Origin of the sequence: Sutterella faecalis (assembly GCF_006337085.1) — a bacterium.
GTDB lineage: Bacteria > Pseudomonadota > Gammaproteobacteria > Burkholderiales > Burkholderiaceae_F > Sutterella > Sutterella faecalis.
Map to the genome: position 1 here is coordinate 1,768,280 of NZ_CP040882.1, position 21,380 is coordinate 1,789,659.

A 21,380-nucleotide genomic window follows, 5' to 3' on the forward strand; every position below is an offset into this window, starting at 1 on the left:
CTCTACATGCTGAAAGGCCTCCGGGGAAGCGCTTCTCCAGAGGCCTTCTCATTGATGCAAGTCCGAAAGCTTTGCGGGTCAGCTACTCGTGGCGCACCGCTTCGATCGGATCCAACCTCGCCGCTCGTCTTGCCGGGAAAAAGCCGAATACGATGCCGGTGAGCGCCGAAACCGTGAAGGCGAGGAGATTAATGAAGGGATCGAACGCAAACGGAACTTCCATCCAGGCGCAGAACACATAAGAAGCGCCGAATGCAACCGCCATGCCGAGAAGTCCGCCAAGGCACCCGAGCATCAGTGCTTCGATCAGAAACTGCATGAGCACCTCCCGGCCGAGCGCGCCGATGGCAAGACGAATGCCGATCTCGCGCGTGCGCTCCGTCACCGATACAAGCATGATGTTCATGATGCCGATGCCGCCCACCAGGAGGCTCACGCCGGCAACCGCCGCGAGAAGCGTCGTCATGATGCCGGTCGTCGAGGCAACCTTTTCAGCGATTTCAGCTGTATCCATGATCTGGAAGTTGTCATCGTCGCCCGCAGAAAGCGAACGTCTCTCGCGCATCAGGTCCTTCACCGCCTGCTTCAGGCGCTCACGGTCGGAATTGCCGTCCATCAGGATCAGAAGGGAAGAGACGCGCGTGTCGCCGATCAGACGGCGCTGCACGGTCCTCACCGGCATGATGACGACATCGTCCTGGTCTCCTCCCATGGCCGCGGAACCCTTGGTGGCGAGAAGCCCGATCACGCGGCAGGAAAAGCTCCCGGTTCGAATCAGTTCGCCCACCACGCCGTCGGTACGTCCGAAGAGTTCATTGGCAATGGTGGAGCCGATCACGCAGACGGCGGAACCCGCCATTTCCTCGGCCTCTTCAAAGCTTCGGCCGTCCGCAAAAGTACGGTTGTCGATTGTGAAGTAGCTCAATGTCGTCCCCGTAATGCTGGTCTGCCAGTTGCGGCCGTTTGCGACGAGCGTGACGCTCTTGCTTACCTGCGGCGCCACTGCAACGACACCCGCAAGCTGCGTCTGAAGCGCCGTCACATCCTCCATCTTGAAGGAAGGCGCCCCGATCCTTTGTCCGGGGCCAAGACGCATGCCCGGGCGCAGCATCAGCTGATTATTGCCGAAGGATTCAATTTCCGAGCGAATCGCCTCGCTTGCGCCATTGCCGATCGTCACCATCGTAATGACGGCCGCGACGCCGATCACGACGCCGAGCACCGTGAGAAGACTTCGCATGGGGTTGCGCCAGATCTGCCGTACGGCAAGAAGAAATGCGTTCCAGATCATGCTTCCCCTCCGTCTTCCTTAGCAAGCGTCTGAGGGCCTTCGCCCGGAAGCCCGCGGTCGTCTCGCACGAGGTGTCCGTCCTTGAAGATGATGTGCCTGCGCGCAAACTTCGCCATGTCAGGCTCATGCGTAACAAGCGAAACTGTGATGCCGTCCGTTTGATTAAGGTCCGAAAGGAGCTTCATGATTTCAATGCTTCGCGCGCTGTCGAGCGACCCTGTCGGTTCGTCCGCCAGGAGAAGCTTCGGCTTGATGACGATGGCGCGGGCAATCGCGACGCGCTGCTGCTGGCCTCCCGAAAGCTCTGCCGGCGTGTGGTGCGCCCAGTCGGCGAGCCCCACGCGATCGAGCGCCGCAAAGGCGAGCTTCTGGCGCTCGGCACGCTTGAGTCCCCTGTAAAGAAGCGGCAGCTCAACATTCTCGAGCGCGGTCGTTCTCGGCAGAAGATTGAATCCCTGGAAGACAAATCCGATATAGCGGCGGCGAAGCATCGCTCGTTCATCGTTGCTGAGATTCTCCACATGCACGCCCTCGAAGAGATATTCCCCCCAGGAGGGTCTGTCGAGCGCGCCGATAATGTTCATGGCGGTGGATTTGCCCGAACCCGACGGCCCCATGATGGCGACGAATTCACCCTCATGAATCGTGAGATCAATGCTGTGAAGCGCCGTAAAAGCCGCCTCCCCGGTGCCGTAGCGCTTCCCGATGCCGCGGAATTCAATAAGCGGAATATCCGTCATTCATAAACTCCCTATCCGGACCATCAGGATCTCTGAGCGCGCTGCTGATCAACCACGACCGCATCCTTTTCATGGATTTCTCCAGAGAGAATTTCCGTATGCGCGCCGTCCGTAAGCCCGGTGCGAACGGTCACCGGCTGCGGGACGCCGTCCTTCAGCACATAAACCGTGCGCACGCGTTCGGCCTGACCCTGAGAGGAATCCTCGCGGGCGGACTTCTGCGAGCCTGAATGGCGGGGAGGCCCGGGCATGAAGGCTGAGCGAGCGCTTGAAGATTCCTTCTGCGCCGCCTCGCGCGGCACAAACCGCAGGGCGGAATTGGGCACGAGAAGCACATCCCGGCGCTGGGCCGTGGAAATGGTTGCCGATGCCGTCATGCCGGGACGAAGCTGCAGATCGGCGTTCTCCACATCCAGATAGGTGGTGTAGGTCACAACATTTTCCGTCGTCGTCGCACCGAAGGCCACCTTGCGCAGCGTGGCAGGGAAGCGCTTGTCCGGATAGGCGCTTACCGTGAAGTAGGCCCGCTGCCCGGATTTGACGCTCCCGATGTCGGCTTCATCCACCTTCACCTGAAGCTCAAGCTTGGTGAGGTCGGTGGCGAGCGTGAGGAGTTCAACCGCCTGAAGACTTGCCGCCACGGCGTAGCCGGGCTCCACCGAGCGCGCCAGCACGACGCCCTCAATGGGCGAGCGGATCATGGCTTTCGAGAGATCCGTCTCAGCCTGACTCAGAGAAGCCTCCGCATCAATAATCGAAGCGCGGGAAACTTCAACAGCAGCCTTGGCGGTTGCCACCGCGGCCTCCTGCTGATCAAGTTCGGTCCGCGAAGGCATCTTGCCGCCCGAGAGCTTATTGAGCTCCTTCAAGCGCTTATCCTTCACCTCGGCTTCGCGAAGCGTCGCCTGGCTTTCCGCAAGCTTCGCGTTAGCGCTCGCCAGCGCCGCCCTGGCGCTCGCCACTTTGGACTCGAGGTTGCGGGTGTCGAGCTCAATCAGCACGTCGTTCGCGTGAATCTCGTCATTCACGTCCACATTCACCTTGCGCACGATCCCGGAGAGTTCGGAGCCAAGCGTCACCGTACGCGTGGGGTTGAGCGTGCCGTCCGCCGTCACCGTCACGCGAATCTCGCCTTTGGTCACAGGCTGAGTCACATACTGCACCCGGCTTCCTGCCGCCTGATTCTGCTGCCAATACCAGGCGCCCCCGCCGGCGATCGCCAGAACAACAACCCAGGGAAGCGCACGGACATACCAGGGCCTGCGCACCTCGCCCAGAAGCTCTTTCACGGATTCATTCGCCTGAGGCGTCTTCTTATCGTCTGTCATGACCAAAATTCCTTATTGTTCTTAATTCTTCTGAGCACCGTCTTCTCTTGCGGCATCCACTGCCCAGGCGCCTCCGAGCGCGCGGTAAAGACGTATGTAGCCCGCGGCGCGATCCGCGCGGTTGCTTAATTCGGATTCCTCTGCGGAAAGGAGCGAACGCTGCGTCGAGAGAAGCATCGTGTAGTCGCCGATTCCGGCTTCATATTCCTGGCGCGCCAGCATTTCGGCAGATCTCGCATGCTCAACAGCACGGGAAAGATCCGTCCGGCGCCGCTCCGCATTGGCGATTGACGAGATGGCATTGTCGGTTTCTTCAAGCGCTGCAAGGAGCGTTGAGCGGTAGGCGGCTACATTTCTGTCCACTTCCGCCGCCGCACTCTCTTCACCCGCGATAAGCGATCCCCAGTTGAGAACGGGAAGCGTAAGCGCTGCGGCAAGTCCCGCCACGCCCGTGCCGGCAGTACCCAGAGCACTCACGGTGGCAGCCGTCGTGCCGATATTTCCCGAGAGATTGAGAGAAGGGAAAAAATTGCTCTTTGCGCTTTTCAGCTGCAGAAGAGCCGCCTCAACATTGAGGCGGGCCGCGCGCACGTCAGGCCGGTTGGCAATCGTTTCTGCAGGGATGGCAACGGCCGCATCATCGGGCGGCAGCGGAATGACGCTGGAAGTTCCAAGTTCAAGCTGCTCCACCGGAGTCGCCGTAAGCCGCATCAGCGCATTCCGGTATTCGAAGATGCTTCCTTCAAGCGTCGGAATGCGGGCGCGTGCGGAAGCGAGCTGCACCATGGCGTCCTCAGCTTCTGACGCCGCGCCCGTTCCCGCCTCAAACTGCCAGCGGGAAGTTTCCGCCGTCTCCATGTAATTGGCGAGCGACTTCTTGACCACTTCGAGCTGCGCCTCTGCGGCACGAAGATTGACGTAGGCTTCGGCGACCGCTGCGGCGGTTGCCGCGCGGACATCCTCGAGCGAATAGCGCGACGCGGCCGCAGAAAGCTCTGCCGCATCCGCTTTCCAGAATTCAGCCCCGGCAAGATTGAGCGCAAGTCCGCCCGAACCCTCGAGCGAGAAGGAATCGCGCGTCGTTCCGCCGGAACGATTTTTCCCGGCATTTGCACCCAGCGAAGCCGTCGGCCAGAGCGCCGCATTGGCAGAAGTGATGCTCGCCTCGGCTGAACGCAGATTTGCCGCAGCCGTTGCGATATCCGGATTGGCTTCAAATGCTTTTTCAAGGAGTGCAGTAAGAACCGGATCCTGCCAGCGCGCCCAGAAATTATCCCAGGCAACAATGCTGCCGGTCGGCAGGGAGGAGCGCTGCCAATTCCCCGGCGTCATATCCGCCGTCATTCGATCAAGATCCGGATGCTCGACGGCACATCCGGCGAGTCCGAGACAGAGCGCGGCAGCGAGTGAGAGAGGCCGCAGACCTGCATGCATTTTTTATTCTCCGATAGGAATGCTTTTCATTGAGGCAATTGTCTGCTGAAACAGGCGCTCAGAAGCGGCAAATGCCGCATATTTCAAAACTTTCCGGTTAGCACTTTTTTCAGCTTCAGAGAAGACTCATTCAGGCCTAAGCGCTTTCTAAGTCGATGGCTTCCCAACGCTTTCGTCAACCGTATTTAGCCGCAAAGGTTTGTTAAGATAGGCGGGACCTTTGTTTAGCATCAGTTGGCACATGTTTAAAAATCCTCGCCGCATTCTGATCATCGACACCGACGCCGAACGGTGCACGCTGCTTGTCGACTACCTTCGTCTTGAGGGCTTTCATGCGCTTCCTGCGCATGCCGTTGAAGCAGGGCTTGACGCTGTCGAACATGAAGCGCTCGATCTGATCATTTGCGACGAAGTCATGCCTGGCATGACCGGAGAGGCCATGCTTGCGGCGCTGAGGACCCGCTCTGACACGCCGGTACTCATGCTTGCCGATACGGAAGAAGACGCCGAAGCGATCAAAAAAGCCGGTGCCGACGATGCGGTCGTAAAACCCTGCCCGCCCCGGGAGCTTTATGCGCATATCGGCGGCATCCTTCGCCGATCCTCGAGCTCGCGGGCGACGGCAACCCCCATTGTTGTGGGGCCGCTTGTCGTCAACCCCACCGAGCGCGTTGCAAAGGCCGGCAACAGGCCTGTGGAGCTCACCACTACCGAGTTTTCCCTCTTTGAACTTCTTGCCCGCAACGCGGGCGGACCGGTTTCCAAGGAGGAAATTTATCCGAAGGTGCTCGGCCGGCCGATGGGCCCATATGACCGCGCCATCGACGTGCATGTTTCCTCAATCCGCCACAAGCTGAGCGCTGTTGTGGGCAAGGCGCTTGCCATTGAAAGCGTGCGCGGCGTGGGCTACCAGCTGATCGTCCGTCCTCCTGAGGAACTGCAAAGCCTCTGACGACGGAACGTGAACTTATAAGTATCACACAATCGCGTGCTCGCGGCCACAGCTTGATTCTGTCTTGCGCTTTTGATCAAGCTCTCTTCAGCTTTTCTCCGATTCCCCGGCATGAGAGTGCAGAATGGTCTGAATCTTTCCTAAAAATAAAGGATCAGCCATGAGCAACTATTCCACCGAGAATCTGCGCACCCTCGCTTTGGTCGGCCACGGTTCCTGCGGCAAAACCTCTCTGATCGAGGCCATGCTCTACCGCTCCGGCATGATTCCGGAGCTCGGCAGCGTTGAACGCGGCAACACGATGTGCGACAACGACGCACTCGAAAAAGAGGTTGGACATTCCATCCGCCTCGCGGTTGCTCACGTGGACACGGCCATGGCGGACCTTACGCCTGTCCGCATTCACATCCTCGATACCCCGGGCTACCCCGACTATCTCGGCCAGGACCTCTCGGCGCTCGACGCCGTGAAATCCGTCTGCGCCGTGATTGACCCGACGCGCGGTCCGGAACTTCTCACGCGCCGGATGATGGAGGCTGCCAAGGAGCGCGGGCTCTGCCGCATGATCGTCATCAATAAGTTCGACCTGCCGGATGCCGATCTTGAGAAGTGTCTGGAGGAACTGCGTGAAACGTGGGGCCCGGGCGTTCTGCCGATCAACCTTCCGACGCGCAACCGCACGCACGTCATCGACTGCTTCGATCGCGAGGACGGCGACAGCGACATCATGACCGTTGAAGACGTTCATCGCGCCTTCATCGAGCGCGTGGTCGAGGAGGATGACGAAATGCTCGAGCGCTACCTCGAGGAAGGCCATGTCGACCCGAGGCTTCTGCACCCGCTCGTCACCAAGGCGCTCCGCGAAGGACATGTCATCCCGGTCTGCTTCACTTCGGCGAAGAACCTCATCGGCATCCGCGACTTCATGAAGGTGATCATCCGCCACCTGCCGCATCCCGGCGAAGCCAATGAAGCGCTCTTCCAGAAGAAGGACGGATCGCCCTTCCGCACCTATCCGGACAAGAACCTCCCGGTCATCGCTCAGGTCTTCAAGATTGTGAACGACCCCTTCATCGGCAAGATCGGCGTCTTCCGCGTGCACCAGGGCACGATCCGGAGAGATTCCGTCCTTTATGTCGACGACAGCAAGAAGCCGATCAAGGCAACGCGTCCGCTCATTCTGCAGGGCAAGAACACGCAGGAAACGGATCTCCTTTCGCCGGGCGACATCGGCGCGCTCGCCAAGATCGACGAACTTCAGTACGGCTCCGTCATTCACGGCGATCCGATGGACGGCGGCGTCCGCATGCGTCCCATCAACTTCCCGCGCCCCATGTACGGCCTTGCAATTCGCCCGGCGCGCAGAGGCGACGAAAGCCGCATGAACGAAGTCCTCGCGAAGATGCAGAGCGAGGACCCGACGATGTCGGTCGAGCACGATCCGGTCCTCAATGAAACCGTCATCCGCGGCCTCACCGACATGCACGTGCGCTCGATCCTCAACCGCATGCGCGCCAACTTCAAGCTTGAAGTGGAAACGGCCGCTCCCTCGATTCCCTATCGCGAAACCATTTCCGCACCGGCTGAAGGCCATGCCCGCCACAAGAAGCAGACGGGCGGCGCCGGCCAGTTCGGCGAGGTCTACCTGCGCATCGAACCGCTCGAACGCGGCAAGGGCTTCGAATTCGTCGATCAGGTAAAAGGCGGCGTCATTCCCTACAACCTCATCCCGGCCGTTGAAAAAGGCGTGCGCGAGGTTCTGGCGACGGGCTTTGTCGCCGGCTACCCGATCGAAGACGTGCGCGTTACCGTCTACGACGGCAAGAGCCATCCGGTCGACTCCAAGGAAGTCGCCTTCGTTGCCGCTGGCAGGAAAGCTTTCCTCGACGCGCTCGCCAAAGCGGCGCCTCAGGTGCTCGAACCCATCGTCTCCGTTGAAGTGACGGCTCCCGAAGCCTACATGGGCGACATCGCAGGCGACCTTGCCAGCCGCCGCGGTCAGGTGACCAACACCGAAGCGCTTCCAGGCGGCGACATCGAAGTGACGGCGCTCGTACCGCTCGCCGAGCTCGAAAACTATGCGACGCGCCTTCATGCCCTCACGCAGGGTACCGGCGCCTGGAGCATGGAGCTTTCAAGCTACCAGCCGGTGCCGGCAGCCCGTCAGGCAGAGCTTGCGGCCCACTTCAAGCGTGCCGATGAGGACTGATTGACTGCGAACTTCGGGACGGAGCTTTTCAGCCTTCGTCCCGAGTCCTGACGAACTTCGACTTCAAAGAAGAGGACGACAGCAAGAAAAAACTGTCGTCCTCTTTCCTATAATGCGTGGCGATTGACTGAACTTTTTTCGGTCCTCTAGCGAGGACCATGCGATCATGCCGATTTACGCATATAAGTGCACCTCCTGCGGGTTCGAAAAGGATTTCCTGCAGAAGATGAGCGACAAGCCCCTGACAAAATGCCCGAAGTGCGGCAAGGACACCCTGAGAAAGGAACTTTCAGCTCCTGGCTTTGAGCTGAAGGGCTCCGGCTGGGCTGCCACCGACTTCAACAGCGGCCCCAAGGCCGTTCCGGCTGCGCACACGCATTCGGACAAGTAGTCTCGGGAACTTTTTCTGCTGCGCCGCTGCTCGCCTTGCAGATGCGCTGCTTCTGAAAGCCGTGCCGCGAACCTTTTCGCTGCGCGGCTTTTTTGCGCAATTCATCATGCTCAAGAAATACTTTTCCGCCGGTCTTCTGCTCTGGGTACCTCTCGCGATCACGCTCTGGGTTCTCGAAAGCCTCATTCGCTGGTCCGACGCCGTCCTCAACCTTCTGCCGCCCGAGCTCAATCCCGAAAAGCTCATCGGTTTTGAAATCCCGGGACTCGGTCTTCTCCTCGCCGCTGCCGTCATTCTCCTCACCGGGGTGCTTGTCGCCAACATGCTCGGACAATGGATTGTGTCGCGCTGGGAATGGTTTCTCGACAAGATCCCCGTGGTCCGTCCGATCTATTCAGGCGTGAAGCAGATCCTTGCTACGGTCCTCTCCGACCGGACCCAGAGCTTCAGAGAAGTTGTGCTCATTGAATTTCCCATCGCAGGATGCTGGACCTACGGCTTCATCGTGGCGACTCCCGGGAAAGAAACGCTCGAGACGCTTTCTGCCACGGAGATGGTGACCGTTTTCGTGCCGACGGCCCCCAACCCGACCTCGGGCTACGTCATCATGGTCGAGCGCGAAAAGCTGCATAAGACCACGGCCACGATCGAACAGGCCTTTAAATTCCATGTCTCGCTCGGCGTCATGACGCCGGAAGGCGCTCTTAAGAGAACGTCCGAAAAGCGCGACGCTTCAGCAGAAAATCAGGCAAAAAAGCCCGCCGATTAGGGGAAAACGCGCTCGCGAGGCGGTCTTTCGAGCTAAACTCATGCTACGGCTTGGTCCCGGAGCGCTGCCGCTACAAACGACGGAGCGCCGGACAACCCCCAAGCGCGACAGATTTCAAGGCAGCTCCCCAGCCTCGAAAGGGTTTGGGGCGCGCTATTTTTTTCATACCCTGCTGGCCCTGCGGCCAGCAATTCTGGGAGCTTTTATGCGAACCGTGTACTCTGGCTTGGTTGATGAGTCCTTCATCGGCCAGACTGTGACCCTCTACGGTTGGGCCCATCGTCGCCGCGACCATGGCGGCGTGATCTTCATCGATCTTCGCGACCGCGAGGGTCTCGTGCAGGTTGTCTGCGATCCGGACCGTCCGGAAGTGTTTGCCACCGCCGACCGCTGCCGCAATGAATACTGCCTCAAGGTCGTCGGCCTCGTCCGCGCGCGTCCTGAAGGCACGAAGAACGACTCCCTGATCTCGGGCGGCGTCGAAGTTCTCTGCCACGAACTTGAGATCCTCAACGCTTCGGCCACGCCTCCGTTCCATCTCGACGACGAGAACCTCTCCGAGACGACGCGCCTCACGTACCGCGTGCTCGACCTGCGCCGTCCGGTCATGCAGAAGAACCTGCGCACCCGCTACCGCACGGCGATGGCGTTCCGCAAGTTCCTTGACGCCAACGGCTTCATCGACATCGAAACGCCGGCCCTTACGCGCTCCACCCCTGAAGGCGCCCGCGACTACCTCGTGCCGTCTCGCGTTCAGGAAGGGTGCTTCTACGCCCTGCCGCAGTCCCCGCAGCTCTTCAAGCAGCTCCTGATGATCGCGGGCTTCGACCGCTACTATCAGATCGTCAAGTGCTTCCGCGACGAAGACCTTCGCGCCGACCGTCAGCCTGAATTCACCCAGGTCGATATTGAAACCTCGTTCCTCAACATGGACGAGATCCGCGGCCTGATGGAAAAGCTCGTCCGCACGGTCTTCAAGGAAGCGATCGACGTTGATCTCGTTGATCCGTTCCCCGTCATGCTCTACGACGACGCGATGGCGATGTACGGTTCGGACAAGCCCGATCTCCGCATCAGCCTGCGTCTGCACGAAGTGACCGACATCGTCGCCAACTCGGCCTTCAAGGTCTTCTCCGGCGTCAAGTCGCTCCACAACGGCAAGGTTGTGGCCATGTGCGTCCCGGGCGCCGCTTCCATGCCGCGCTCCGAAATCGACACCTACACCGAGTTCGTCAAGATCTACGGCGCCAAGGGCCTCGCCTACATCAAGGTGAATGAGCTCGCCCGCGGACGCGAAGGCCTCCAGTCGCCGATCGTGAAGAATCTCTCCGACGAAGAGCTTAAGGCCATCCTCGAACGCGTCGGCGCCAAGGACGGCGACGTCGTCTTCTTCGGCGCGGACAAGGCGAAGATCGTCTGGGACAGCCTCGGCGCCCTGCGCCTCAAGATCGGCCACTCTGAATTCGGCAAGGAGCACAAGCTCTTTACGCCGGGCTGGAAGCCCCTCTGGGTCGTCAACTTCCCAATGTTCGAGTACTCGGAAGAAGAAGACCGCTGGGTTGCCTGCCACCATCCGTTCACCTGCCCGCTCGACGGCGACGAAGACAAGCTCCTCACGGATCCGGAACACTGCTACGCCAAGGCCTATGACTGCGTCCTGAACGGCTGGGAAATCGGCGGCGGCTCGATCCGTATCCACCGCGAGGACATTCAGGAAAAGGTTTTCGCCGCGCTTAAGATCGGTCCTGAAGAGGCTCGTCAGAAGTTCGGCTTCCTCCTCGACGCCCTCAAGTTCGGTGCGCCTCCCCATGGCGGCCTCGCTTTCGGCCTCGACCGCATCGTTGCCATGATGGTCGAAGCGGATTCGATTCGCGACGTCATCGCCTTCCCGAAGACGCAGCGCGCTCAGTGCCTCCTGACGCAGGCTCCGTCGACGGTTGACGAAAAGCAGCTGCGCGAGCTTCACATCAAGCTGCGCCGCGAACCGAAGAAGGAAGACGTTCAGCAGTAATCCCTGCCTGATGCCTTCTTTGAAGGAACCTCTTCTCTTTTGAGGCTCCAACGGAAGCCCCGCACAAACTGCGGGGCTTTCGTTTCTTTACCCTCTACTTCTCCGCTCCCGGACACTCTCTCATGCAAAGCCTCTGGATGCTCGCCGCAGCTTTTCTCTTTTCGCTGATGGCTGTCTGCACGAAGCTCGGCGCAGAACATTTCTCCACCTTTGAGCTCGTCTTCTACCGCTCGCTTTTCGGCATGATTGTGATCGCACTCTGGGTGCTTCTTAAGCGGCAGACGCTGCGAACGCAATTCTTCTTTTCGCATATGAAAAGAAGCTTCTTCGGTACGCTCGGCCTCACGATCTGGTTCTGGACCCTCGGCGTACTGCCGCTCGGCACGTCCATGACGCTCAACTACACGAGCCCGCTCTATATGGCGCTCTTCGTGTCCGTGCTCGCGCTTCGAGCCGGCCGCCGCCCGAGCCTCGGGCTCCTTGCCGCCATTGCCGCGGGCTTCATCGGCGTTGTCCTCGCGCTTCGCCCGGAAGTGCATGCAGGCGAGGAGCTTGCCGCAACAATCGGACTATCCTCCGGATTCTTCTCGGCGCTCGCCTACATGCAGGTGAAGGGGCTCACCAAAATCGGCGAACCCGACTGGCGCATTGTGTTTTACTTCACGCTTTTCGGAACAGTCTGCGGGCTTCTGGGCCAGCTCGTTACCGCGGGAGGACTCAATCCAATCCGGACAGAGGACCTCCCGGCGCTTCTCGGGATCGGCGTAACCGCAACCCTCGCGCAGCTTTGCCTCACCCGCGCATGGGGCGCCGGCAACATGCTTCTCACGAGCGCGCTTCAGTTCTCGGCCATTGTCTTTGCCGCAGTGCTCGGGCTCATCTTCTTTGCCGAACCCATTGCTCCCGCCACGGCTATCGGCATCGCCGTCATCATCGTAGCCGGCGTTTCGGCCACAGTGCTCACAAAGCGTACGCCGCAGAAATAAGGCTTCAGCGGATTTCCAGTCTTCCGCCTGAACGGAGAACGTCATTCCAGTCTGTTCCGGGTTCAGGCGGAATATGAACCGTCACCTCGATATCCGGCCGGCCTCTGCTGATGCGGGAGGCCAATTCGTAGGCTCCCGCCGCTCCGGCATAAGAGCGGTCGTTGTCGCCGCAGATGTGAATCTTCTTCACGCCTTCAGGCACGGCTCCGAACTTTCTGAAGCCTGTAAGCGAAATGGCGCTCCAGACAGGAAGCCCGGTCATTTCATGAACGGAAAGCGCTGTTTCTATGCCTTCGGCGAGGCAAAGAATCGCCGTAGGCGGAAAGAGCCTGATGAGACCGTCCTCAATTGCTCCGGGTGCGAGCTTCTTGGGAGACGCAAGCGGAGCCTTGCCGCCACCGGGCGTCAGAAAAGTTCTGTGAAGCGTGATGATCTCGCCTCTGCCGTCCGTCACTGCCGCGAGAAGCGCGGGGTATTTCCCGACAGGACGGCTTTGCCCATCATCATCTGTTTCCCAGGCATCCGCTTCTGCTTCCGCACGCAGCATTGCGCTCACGTCGCAAGCCCCAAGTCCGCGCGAAGCGAGGTACCTCCACTGCGGCGACTCGCGGCTCAACTCCCGGAGCGGCACTGCCGCATTCCAGAAAGCAAGATTGCGTTCCCTCCTCCGGGCGCTCTTTTCCGCTTCCGAGAGCGCCTCCGGACGGAGGCGAAAGCTCTCACGCCGATGCTCGATGCCGAGATACGACTCGAGCCAGCGAAGCGTTTGCGGGAAGGTTGTTCCCTTAAAGCGCTTCACAAGCTCAATGCCGTCTCCATACCCGCAGCCCCGGCAGTACCAGCGCCCGTCGGGTTCATTCCGCTCTCCCTTCAGAAGGCTGAAGCGATCCCGTCCGCCGCAAAGCGGACACGGACGATTGGCCTTCACAAAGTGCCCGGAATCCATTCCGGCAGCGGCAAAAATTTCGGGCCAGCGCCCCTGAGCCGTATGTTTGATGCGGTTGAGGGCAGTGTCCATGAAGACCGCTCCCGGAGTAAAAAATCAGAACGAAATCAGCCAGTGGTCCTGGTCTTTCCAGGGATCAAGCGTATAGCCCACTTCCGTCACAATGCCCTCGGGGTTGAACTGCACCCAGCAGGCCATATCGAAAGCGCCTTCATCCTTGAAGCGATACATCCAGGCATGTTGGTTCGAGAGGGCAAATTCATACTTCTGCGCGCACTTGCCGAATAGATTCCAGACATCCTTTTCGGTGGAAACGCCCGGCTTGATCAAGGCAAAGTGTTCGCGATCGAGCGCATTGATGCGGCTTACGAGCTTCCCGGTTTTATCAAGCGTAAGCCACCACACCTCCTGTGCCGCGCCTTGCCCGGAGTAGACGAGCCGCGTACTGCCGTCGGGAAGTTCTACGCGGGCGTCTGGATTGCCGAGGTATTCAACAATCTGACTGTCGCTTTCCCCCATGTCAATCTCTGGACCACCCACGTTTGTCAAGCTCCAAGTACGGTAACGCGCGAGCTCAGGAGCGAAGCTGCGGGCAGTGAGTTAGTCGAGCGCCTTATAGCGGCAGCTGGCGGCATTGCTGGCCTGGTGCCTTCAGGCACTGAGCCTATTCCTGTCAAGCGGTCGTGGAATAGCGAGCACGGCCTTCAGGCCGAGCGGAGCATATGCCGCGTAAGCCGCTTTACAGGACCTCCGCCGATACAATGTCGCTATGTGCGAATGCGACAAGCGAAGCGCAGCCCGCATTCGGACTTAGCGACCCTACATCGGCTAATCCGTGTTATGTCATTTTGGTTGTTGCCGGCAGTATTCCAGTCCCAGTAATCACGCATCAACGAGAGAGGCCGCTTCCGTTAATCTCTCAGGCCTGTCGGCATGCTTGCATGCCATGGCCAAAATGAACTCATCAGAAGTCTTGTCCTTGCCAATAAAAAGCCACATGCATCAAGTGCAATTCGACATGAATAGCTGTCGGACAAGCCTTACAGAAAAGGGTTTCTCATTTCACGCGATTAGTTATGGAATTGCCGATGCCTCATGCTGCAGCGGCAGCCTCATTGCTGGGTTGAACGGCCATCGCCGCCAGCACCGAGCGGGGGACGCCCGCTCTGTGGATGTCGAACTTTTTGCCGTAGGTGAGCACCGCCCATGCGATCCGGATGAGTTTCGCCGCCAGCGACACCATGATCTTGCCGTAGGGCTTCCTCACCGCCAGCTGCTTGTCAATCCACTTTGTGAGCTGGCAGTCGGGCAGCTGCCTCTTGCAGTACTGCATGTAGATGCAGGCCGCACCCTGCATCAGCAGGGATCTCAGCAATTTGTCGCCGCGGCGGCTGATTCGCCCCTGGCCCTTGCTGCTCAGGTCGGGAGCAGAGCTCTTCTTTTGTCTGGGCTTATTCACATGCCCCGTAATGTAATTTTTCGGCACGCATCCGATGTAGGCAACAAGCGAGCGTGACGTTTCAAACCGTTTTACATCGCCGACAACCGTAATGAAGCGGGCGGCGATCTGAGTGCCGACGCCCATGACGCTCTTCAGCAGCCTGCCGTTGGCATTGGCGCTGACCAGTGCTTCAAGGTCCTTGTCGAGCTGATGAATTTGATCATCGAGCGTCTTCACGCGGTCAAGCATCGTCGTCAGAGCAGAGACAGCTGCGTCGCCCATCATGTCTGCCTTAGCTTCCACGGCTTCACGCATCTTTTTGAGATTGCGCCTGCCGGCAGGCATGTGGATTCCCCAGGTCTGGGCAAAGCCCTTGAAGCTGACGAGCGTCTTCGTACGTTGTCCGATCAGCTGCTGACGCACGCCCTGCACCGTCATAATGCGGCATTCTTCGAGAGATTTCGCGCGAATAGGCCGAAGATCCGGATCGGCCGTCAGCCGGGCAAGCGCGAGCGCATCGTTGATGTCGGTTTTCTGGCCCGACATATGCGTGTCGATCCACATCTTGACGACTTTGCCGTTGATAACGCGCATCTCATGGCCGCGAGCCTCGAGCTCAAGGGCAAGCTGCGAGTAGCCGCAGCACGGTTCAACTGCAAACAGCGTCGGGGAGAGCTTGTCGGCAAGCTCATAGAGCTCAGCATAAGTCACGCGGTCGATACAAATAATTTCTCCCTCGTTGAGCGTCACCGCTGCCAAGGAAACGTCGTATTTGGCGAGGTCCAGCCCGATCGCGGAATATTCGATGGAAACATCAAGCGTCGTTTGCGTATGCTTCTTTGTCATGGCATGGCCTCCTGCGGTATTAGAGGTAGATACACCTATTGTCGCGCCCATTCGCTCGAACGGGTTCGATGCAGTGGGTGGTCCATGTCATTAAGCTGGGGATGAGCGCAGGCGGCAAGGAAAAAAGGAAGAACCAACGCTGCGGAGAGCGCTGCACAAAGACGCTTCTTCATTTTGCCTTTCCTTTCGGGAGCGACTCCACCGGAGCAGTCTTCTCGGCCCAATCGCACTCGAGATCATCAATCAGACGCTTCATCGCGTCCTTGAATTCTTTTTTGCCGACGCCGAGGAGAACTGCGTCCTCATAGCTTTCGGCCAGGAGTTCAGCGACTTCATGCCAGTTTTCCTCGAGCACGCGCACCGATTCCGTGCAGGAAACCGTCGTACCGTCGCAGCGCAGCCATTCGCGGGGGGCAGGTATGGGCTTTTTCACTCTTTATCTCCAGGCTGACGACCGTACGTTTTGAATTTCTGAACGACACGCGCCATCTCATCAGCCGGAATGAGGCGCGGTTCGCCAAGCGAACGAACAATACAGTACTGCCGGGCGAGATTCTCGACCTCGGCAAGAAGCGCAATGGCTTTCCCGAGCGTTTTCCCAAGAGAAAGCGACCCATGATGCTCGAGCAGACAGGCATTTTTCTTCTGAAGCGCTTCTGCAGCCCGCAGGGCGAGCGCATGCGTGCCGAACGTTTCGTAGGGAACCACGTCAATCGAATCGCCGCCGGCAGCCGCCACCATGTAGTGAAAAGCCGGAATCGGCATGTTCTGACACGCCAGCGCTGTGGCGTAAGCCGAGTGGCAATGCGCGACAGCCCCTGCATCAGCCCGGGCGCGGTATACCTCGGCATGCATTTCCCACTCGGAGCTCGGCAGCCGCTTCCCGGTGAATCCGCCGCTTTTCAGATCAATAAAAACGATGTCTTCGGGGATCAGCGATTCGTACGGAATCCCCGTAGGCGTGATCAGGAAGCCTTCCCGGAAGCGGGCAGAGATGTTCCCGGATTTGTTGACGTTGATGCCGCGGCGGTTGAGTTCGCGCGCCGTTTCAATCACGGCGCGCCTCAGCGCAAATTCCTCAGAGTCCTGCATTTGCAATCTGATCCAGGAAGGCTGCAGCAAGGTTGGTGGGCGAAAAAACGCCTCGCTCGGTAATGATGCCGGTGATGAAGCGGTTGTGCGTCACGTCGAAAGCCGGATTCGCCGCCGATTCATTGGGAGAAGCGAGCTGCACGGTGGCAACCTCGCCCGAACGGTCAATGCCGCGCAGCGAAAGCACCTCGGACGCAGATCGGTTCTCAATCGGGATTTCGCGCTTGCCGTCATTCAACTTCCAGTCGATCGTCGAGGAAGGCGCCGCCACATAGAAGGGAATTTCATTGTCCTTGGCGGCGAGCGCCTTGAGATAGGTGCCGATCTTATTGGCAACGTCTCCCCGGCGCGTAATGCGGTCGGCGCCGACGATCACCATATCGACCGCGCCCTTCTGCATGAGTTCGCCGCCGGCATTGTCGGCAATGATGGTATGCGGAACGCCCTGCTGACCGAGCTCCCAGGCCGTCAGCAGCCCCTGATTGCGGGGCCGCGTCTCGTCTACCCAGACGTGCACGGGCGTGCCTCTTTCGAAGGCAAAGTAAATCGGTGCAAGCGCGGTGCCGTAGTCGACGGTGGCGAGCCACCCGGCATTGCAGTGCGTGAGGATGTTGACCGGCCGGCGAAGCTTCCTGTAGAGCTCGGCAATCAAGCCGTAGCCCGCGTCTCCAATCGCGCGCGAAAGCATGACATCCTCCTGCGTCATCGCTTCTGCGAGCTTCACTGCAGCCGGGAACCTCAGAGACGGATCCCTCGGCAGAAGCGCCGCGAGCATCCGTTGAACCGCCCAGGAAAGATTCACCGCTGTCGGGCGAACATTCTGAATCTGCTCGGCCGCCTTGATGAGCGCGGCGTTTTCCGGGTTTTCCTTCGTCGCCAGCACGACAGCCCAGGCGCCGGTAATGCCGATCAGCGGCGCACCGCGTACGCGCATCACATCAATCGCCTCCACGCAGTCGCGCCAGTCCGAAAGCACGCGCTTTTCAAATCGATAGGGCAGCAGCGTCTGATCGATGATTTCGACGGCAGTTCCGTCATCAAGTGCGCGAATGGTGCGGGTGGGAATGCCATTGACCTTCATACATTTACCTCCGGGGGAATCTGCTTAGCTGCGGGAAGCGGCAGCACGCGTGCCGGACGGCTTTCTGAAGAAAGTCCCGCTTTGCGCGCCAGGGTGAAGCAGAGAGGCGCCGGAAATAATCGCAAAAACCGATCCTCCGGCCCTTATATTGCAGTTTAGCAAGCACTTGTCGACAGGTCTCTCCGGCTACACTTTCGAGTGCACGCACTTTCCGCATGGCCGATTCATGTTGAGCTCAAAGCTATCCGCCGCGCTTTCCCCTCGTTCCGTCGCCGTCATCGGCGCAAGCAGCAATCCGGGAAGCCGCGGTTATTACGTCTGGCGCTCCGTCACGCTCTCGACGGGACTCGAACGCCTCTGGGCGGTAAATCCCAAATACCGCTTCATCGGCGAGCGTCCCTGCTTTGCGGATATTTCCAAAATTCCAACAGACCGAATAGACCTTGCCATCCTCTGCGTAGGCAGAAAGCACCTTCCTGCCGCCCTCAGGCAGCTCGCGGGCAAACCGCCCGAGGCCGTTCTCTTCGCGCCCCAGGAAGAGGGGCCGCTCTCTGATCGCTTTGAAATCGAAGAGCTCCTCGAATCCGCCCGCGCGATGGGCGCAAGGCTCATCGGCCCCAACTCAATCGGCATTCTGAATCCGGCCAAAGGCATCAATGCCAGCTTCTGGCCGAGGATGCCTCTGCCGGGCGGGGTTGCGCTCATCACCCAGTCGGCAATGGTTGCGACCGGACTCATGGATCATGCTGAGGAATCGCGCCTGGGCTTTGCCGGCATCATCAATACCGGACTTGAAGCCGACATCAGCATGGCGGAGTGCATTGAATGGTTCTCCTCGAATGCCGCCGCCCGCGTGATTGCGATTGAAGTTGAGGCGCTCCGAAACCCCAGAGCCTTTGCATGCGCTCTGAGAAAAGCCTCTCAAACAAAACCCGTCATTGTGCTTCGCGCCGGTCCCGGTTCAGGATATGCGGCCGACAGACTCGCTGCCGGCCGCTTCGGCACGGATGCGGGCGACGACAAAGCGTTTGACGCACTCCTCGCCGCTTCCGGAGCCTTGCGCGTCCGCACCTATGAGGAATTCTGCGCGGCAGCAGCGGCCTTTTCTTCGGGAACCCTCCCTGCCGGCCGCTCGGCCGCCATCATTGCCAACGACAGCGGCGTAGCCGCACTCGCCGCTGATGCCGCCGACTCTGCGGGCATCATCATCCGGGGGCTCTCGAATCGAACCATTCAGGCGCTTCACAAGACGCATCCGGAAGAACATATCCCCGTCAACCCTGTCGTTCTTGGCGCAAGCGCGCCTGGAGAACGTTTTGCCGAAACGCTCGGCATGGTGCTCGACGACGCCGGGATCCACGGCGCCGCCGTAGTGATCGGCCCGAGTCCGGTTTCTACGCTCGATCCGACGCTCTCTGAAATCGCCCGCGCAGCCATGAAGACCTATAAGCCGGTCTTTGTTTCCTGGATCTCCAGCCGCAGCACCCCGGTTGTGCGCCGTCAGCTGGCCGCTTTTCCCGATTCGCGCATCATCCCCGTACGCACGCCGGAACTCGCAATGCGAGCCTTCGGTCTTCTTGCCGAACGCGAGGACATCATCCGCGAGCGCCGCTCGCCGCCTCAGCATGGCAGGGGCTTCCTCAAAAAAGAAGAACTGGAAAGAATCCGCACGCTTTTCGAGCACGTCCTTCATTCCGGCCGCCATGTACTCGGACCCCGGGAGGTTCGCGAACTCGTCAGCACGCTGGGACTTCAGCCGGTCCCGGCGAAGCTCACGATGTCGCTGGCACAGGCAATTGATGCCGCGAAGGAAATCGGCTGGCCCGTCGCCATCAAAGCCGTGAGCGAAGGTTTGGGGAGCCGCAGCGCCTCCGGTCTCGTTTTTCTTTCCATTTCCGGTCCGGACGAACTCGCTCAAGCCTGGGAAAAACTCACCGCCAATCTTGAGGTTTTTTCTCCCCTTGCACGTCCCGAAGGCGTGCTGGTTGAAAAAATGGCATCCCACTCCCTTGAGCGTGAACTGAGGCTTTCCATCAAACTGGATGCCGTTCTCGGCCCTGTCGTGGAATTCGGCGGAGCAGGTCTCGCCTCTTCCCTATACGACGACCGTGCCGTAGGACTTCCCCCCATTTCCCGGCTGGCCGCAGAACGTCTTGCGCAAACCCCGAAGGCGGCCATTGCGCTCGGCGACTACCGAGGTCTTCCGGAAATCAATTGGGAGACGCTCTTCAACGCGATCTGCCGGCTTTCAGATCTCGCCGCTGCCGTCCCGGCGCTTCGGGAACTCCGCCTTGAACCGGTGGTGCCGGTTCCTGACGGCCTACTCGTTCTGGATGCCGAAGCCGCGCTTTATGATGCGCCGTTGGCTGCCGACCGGAACTTTAGTCATCTCGCCCTCCAGCCTGCCCAATGGGAGCTCCTGCGTACAATAGAGCTTCGTTCCGGCAGGACGCTCTCTCTGCGAGCACTTATTGAAGACGACTTCCCGCTTCTGAAAGCCTTCATTCAGGAACTCTCGGAAACCTCCCGCTACTATCGCTTCCACACGAATGCCGCCCTTTCCGATGAGCGCATTGCTGAGCTCTGCCGTCCGGACTGGTCAAGAAGCGGCGCCTGGGTGCTCGTTGAATCAACAGACGAAAACGCACGCATTGCGGCCTGCGGACGCTGGTCGGCCCTGTCGGAACTGGAAGCTGAATTCGGCATCTGCGTGCGCGACGACATGCATCGCCTCGGCATCGCCCGGAAACTTCTTCACTGGCTCGAATCCGAAGCATTCCTTGAGGGTTTCCATAAAATGACGGGCTACGTTCTGCGCGGCAACGAACCGATGGAAAGCTTCATGCGGTCAAGCGGCTACGAAGCTGCTCCAGCCCCGGCAGTTTCCCCGACGGTTGCCTGGAGCAAAACGCTCCGCGATACCTGATATGAGATAAACAATGAGCATTCAGACCACCCTTCAATACGGGATTCTTCATCTCACCATCGACCGCAAGGAGCGGCGCAATGCACTGACGTGCGATATGTTCCGCACCCTAGCAAAAGCGCTCACGGATGCCGAAAGCGATGCCAAAGTCCGCGTCGTTCTGCTCAAGGGCGCCGGCTCGGTCTTTTCCGCCGGTGCGGATCTTGAGGAAATGCTTGCGGCACCGCAGGATGCTGAAGCCGCTGCAGGAGAATTTTTTGCCGCCATCCGCGCCTTTACGAAGCCTGTCATCGCCCAGGTAAACGGCCCCTGCGTGGGAGAAGCCTTTACGGCGCTTCTCTACTGCGATCTGGTTTATGCAGGCCCTCATGCTCTTTTTTCGCTTCCTTCGGTAGCGCTCGCCCGCACGCCGCGCTGGGGAGCCGGCGCCATCATCACGGCCGCCGCCGGGTTTCCCAAATCCGCCGAAAAGCTGCTTCTCTCCGAACCCATCAGTGCGGATGAAGCAGAAGCCATGCGCCTCATCACGCGCGTCGTTGAGGATGAGCACCTCGACAATGTCGTTGCCGCCAAGACGGCGCGCCTTGCCGTGCTGCCGCCCCTTGCCGTAGCCGGCACCAAGGCTGTCCTCAAGGCCGCCCGCGGCGAAGAAATTGAGAAAAGCATCAGGCTTGAGGAAGAAATCTATGCCCGCCAAAGCGCAACGCCTGAAGCAGCGGAAGCGCTCAAAGCCTTCCTCGAAGGACGGCGCCCGGTCTTTCAAGCAGAAGATTAATATGCACCAAATGAGTGCTGATGCACCACGTTGATGCACTCGAAAATGCCCTGCAGCCGCAATGCAGGGCATTTTTCATTTGTGAACCTCATTTCCCGCGCTCCCGACTTTTGGCACAGCTATTGCTTCAATAGTTATTACAGGTTCGCCCCGATACGCATA

18 protein-coding genes are annotated in these 21,380 nt (G+C 59.5%); 8 read left to right on the forward strand and 10 right to left on the reverse strand.

The features are described 5' to 3' along the window. Positions 1–82: 82 nt before the first annotated feature. Genes FG381_RS07255 through FG381_RS07270 form a run of 4 tightly spaced genes read right to left on the reverse strand, consistent with a single transcriptional unit; the run spans position 83 to position 4,793 of the window. Positions 83–1,291, reverse strand: coding sequence for an ABC transporter permease (locus FG381_RS07255; RefSeq protein ID WP_139688196.1), 1,209 nt, complete (start codon positions 1,289–1,291; stop codon positions 83–85). Further along, positions 1,288–2,031, reverse strand: a complete 744-nt coding sequence (locus tag FG381_RS07260; RefSeq protein WP_139688197.1) for an ABC transporter ATP-binding protein — start codon at positions 2,029–2,031, stop codon at positions 1,288–1,290. Before FG381_RS07260 ends, FG381_RS07255 begins: the two co-directional genes overlap by 4 nt. 23 nt (positions 2,032–2,054) lie before the next feature. After that, positions 2,055–3,359, reverse strand: a complete 1,305-nt coding sequence (locus tag FG381_RS07265) for an efflux RND transporter periplasmic adaptor subunit (RefSeq protein WP_139688198.1) — start codon at positions 3,357–3,359, stop codon at positions 2,055–2,057. Between the two features lie 21 nt (positions 3,360–3,380). Then, complete coding sequence (locus FG381_RS07270; RefSeq protein ID WP_139688199.1) at positions 3,381–4,793, reverse strand: efflux transporter outer membrane subunit; 1,413 nt, start codon at positions 4,791–4,793, stop codon at positions 3,381–3,383. Between the two features lie 241 nt (positions 4,794–5,034). Between FG381_RS07270 and FG381_RS07275 the strand changes: the two genes are divergently transcribed. The 6 genes from FG381_RS07275 (at position 5,035) to FG381_RS07300 (ending at position 12,111) form a co-directional block, all read left to right on the forward strand. Further along, entirely contained in the window at positions 5,035–5,745 is a 711-nt protein-coding gene (locus tag FG381_RS07275) for a response regulator transcription factor (RefSeq protein WP_139688200.1), read from the forward strand. A gap of 160 nt (positions 5,746–5,905) precedes the next feature. After that, positions 5,906–7,954 (forward strand): elongation factor G, encoded by a 2,049-nt coding sequence (fusA, locus tag FG381_RS07280; RefSeq protein ID WP_139688201.1) that lies wholly within the window; start codon positions 5,906–5,908, stop codon positions 7,952–7,954. 166 nt (positions 7,955–8,120) lie between these two features. After that, positions 8,121–8,345: an FmdB family zinc ribbon protein gene (locus tag FG381_RS07285; protein WP_139688202.1), complete on the forward strand. Its 225-nt coding sequence runs from the start codon at positions 8,121–8,123 to the stop codon at positions 8,343–8,345. A 106-nt stretch (positions 8,346–8,451) separates the two neighbouring features. After that, on the forward strand, positions 8,452–9,114 hold the full coding sequence (locus tag FG381_RS07290) for a DUF502 domain-containing protein (RefSeq protein WP_139688203.1): 663 nt from the start codon (positions 8,452–8,454) through the stop codon (positions 9,112–9,114). A gap of 205 nt (positions 9,115–9,319) precedes the next feature. Continuing rightward, positions 9,320–11,125 carry an aspartate--tRNA ligase gene (gene aspS / locus FG381_RS07295; RefSeq protein WP_139688204.1) on the forward strand — a complete coding sequence of 602 codons (1,806 nt, stop codon included), beginning with the start codon at positions 9,320–9,322 and terminating at the stop codon, positions 11,123–11,125. 122 nt (positions 11,126–11,247) lie between these two features. After that, positions 11,248–12,111 (forward strand): DMT family transporter, encoded by an 864-nt coding sequence (locus FG381_RS07300; RefSeq protein WP_139688205.1) that lies wholly within the window; start codon positions 11,248–11,250, stop codon positions 12,109–12,111. A gap of 4 nt (positions 12,112–12,115) precedes the next feature. Here FG381_RS07300 and FG381_RS07305 read toward each other — a convergent pair whose 3' ends face one another. The 6 genes from FG381_RS07305 to mtnA form a co-directional block, all read right to left on the reverse strand. After that, a complete protein-coding gene (locus FG381_RS07305; RefSeq protein ID WP_139688206.1) occupies positions 12,116–13,129 on the reverse strand; it encodes a DUF7146 domain-containing protein in 1,014 nt (337 codons plus the stop codon). Between the two features lie 24 nt (positions 13,130–13,153). After that, positions 13,154–13,597: a hypothetical protein gene (locus FG381_RS07310; protein ID WP_139688207.1), complete on the reverse strand. Its 444-nt coding sequence runs from the start codon at positions 13,595–13,597 to the stop codon at positions 13,154–13,156. A gap of 553 nt (positions 13,598–14,150) precedes the next feature. Then, a complete protein-coding gene (locus FG381_RS07315) occupies positions 14,151–15,344 on the reverse strand; it encodes an IS110 family RNA-guided transposase (RefSeq protein WP_139686987.1) in 1,194 nt (397 codons plus the stop codon). Between the two features lie 169 nt (positions 15,345–15,513). Next, positions 15,514–15,777: a hypothetical protein gene (locus FG381_RS07320; RefSeq protein WP_165697852.1), complete on the reverse strand. Its 264-nt coding sequence runs from the start codon at positions 15,775–15,777 to the stop codon at positions 15,514–15,516. Then, positions 15,774–16,436 (reverse strand): class II aldolase/adducin family protein, encoded by a 663-nt coding sequence (locus tag FG381_RS07325; RefSeq protein WP_139688208.1) that lies wholly within the window; start codon positions 16,434–16,436, stop codon positions 15,774–15,776. The genes FG381_RS07320 and FG381_RS07325 overlap by 4 nt, the downstream gene beginning before the upstream one ends. After that, positions 16,423–17,517: an S-methyl-5-thioribose-1-phosphate isomerase gene (gene mtnA, locus FG381_RS07330; protein WP_139688209.1), complete on the reverse strand. Its 1,095-nt coding sequence runs from the start codon at positions 17,515–17,517 to the stop codon at positions 16,423–16,425. Before mtnA ends, FG381_RS07325 begins: the two co-directional genes overlap by 14 nt. Before the next feature lie 226 nt (positions 17,518–17,743). Between mtnA and FG381_RS07335 the strand changes: the two genes are divergently transcribed. Together FG381_RS07335 and FG381_RS07340 are read left to right on the forward strand one after the other, a co-directional pair. After that, positions 17,744–20,443: a bifunctional acetate--CoA ligase family protein/GNAT family N-acetyltransferase gene (locus FG381_RS07335; protein ID WP_139688210.1), complete on the forward strand. Its 2,700-nt coding sequence runs from the start codon at positions 17,744–17,746 to the stop codon at positions 20,441–20,443. 13 nt (positions 20,444–20,456) lie between these two features. Then, a complete protein-coding gene (locus FG381_RS07340) occupies positions 20,457–21,218 on the forward strand; it encodes an enoyl-CoA hydratase-related protein (protein WP_139688211.1) in 762 nt (253 codons plus the stop codon). Positions 21,219–21,380 lie beyond the last annotated feature (162 nt).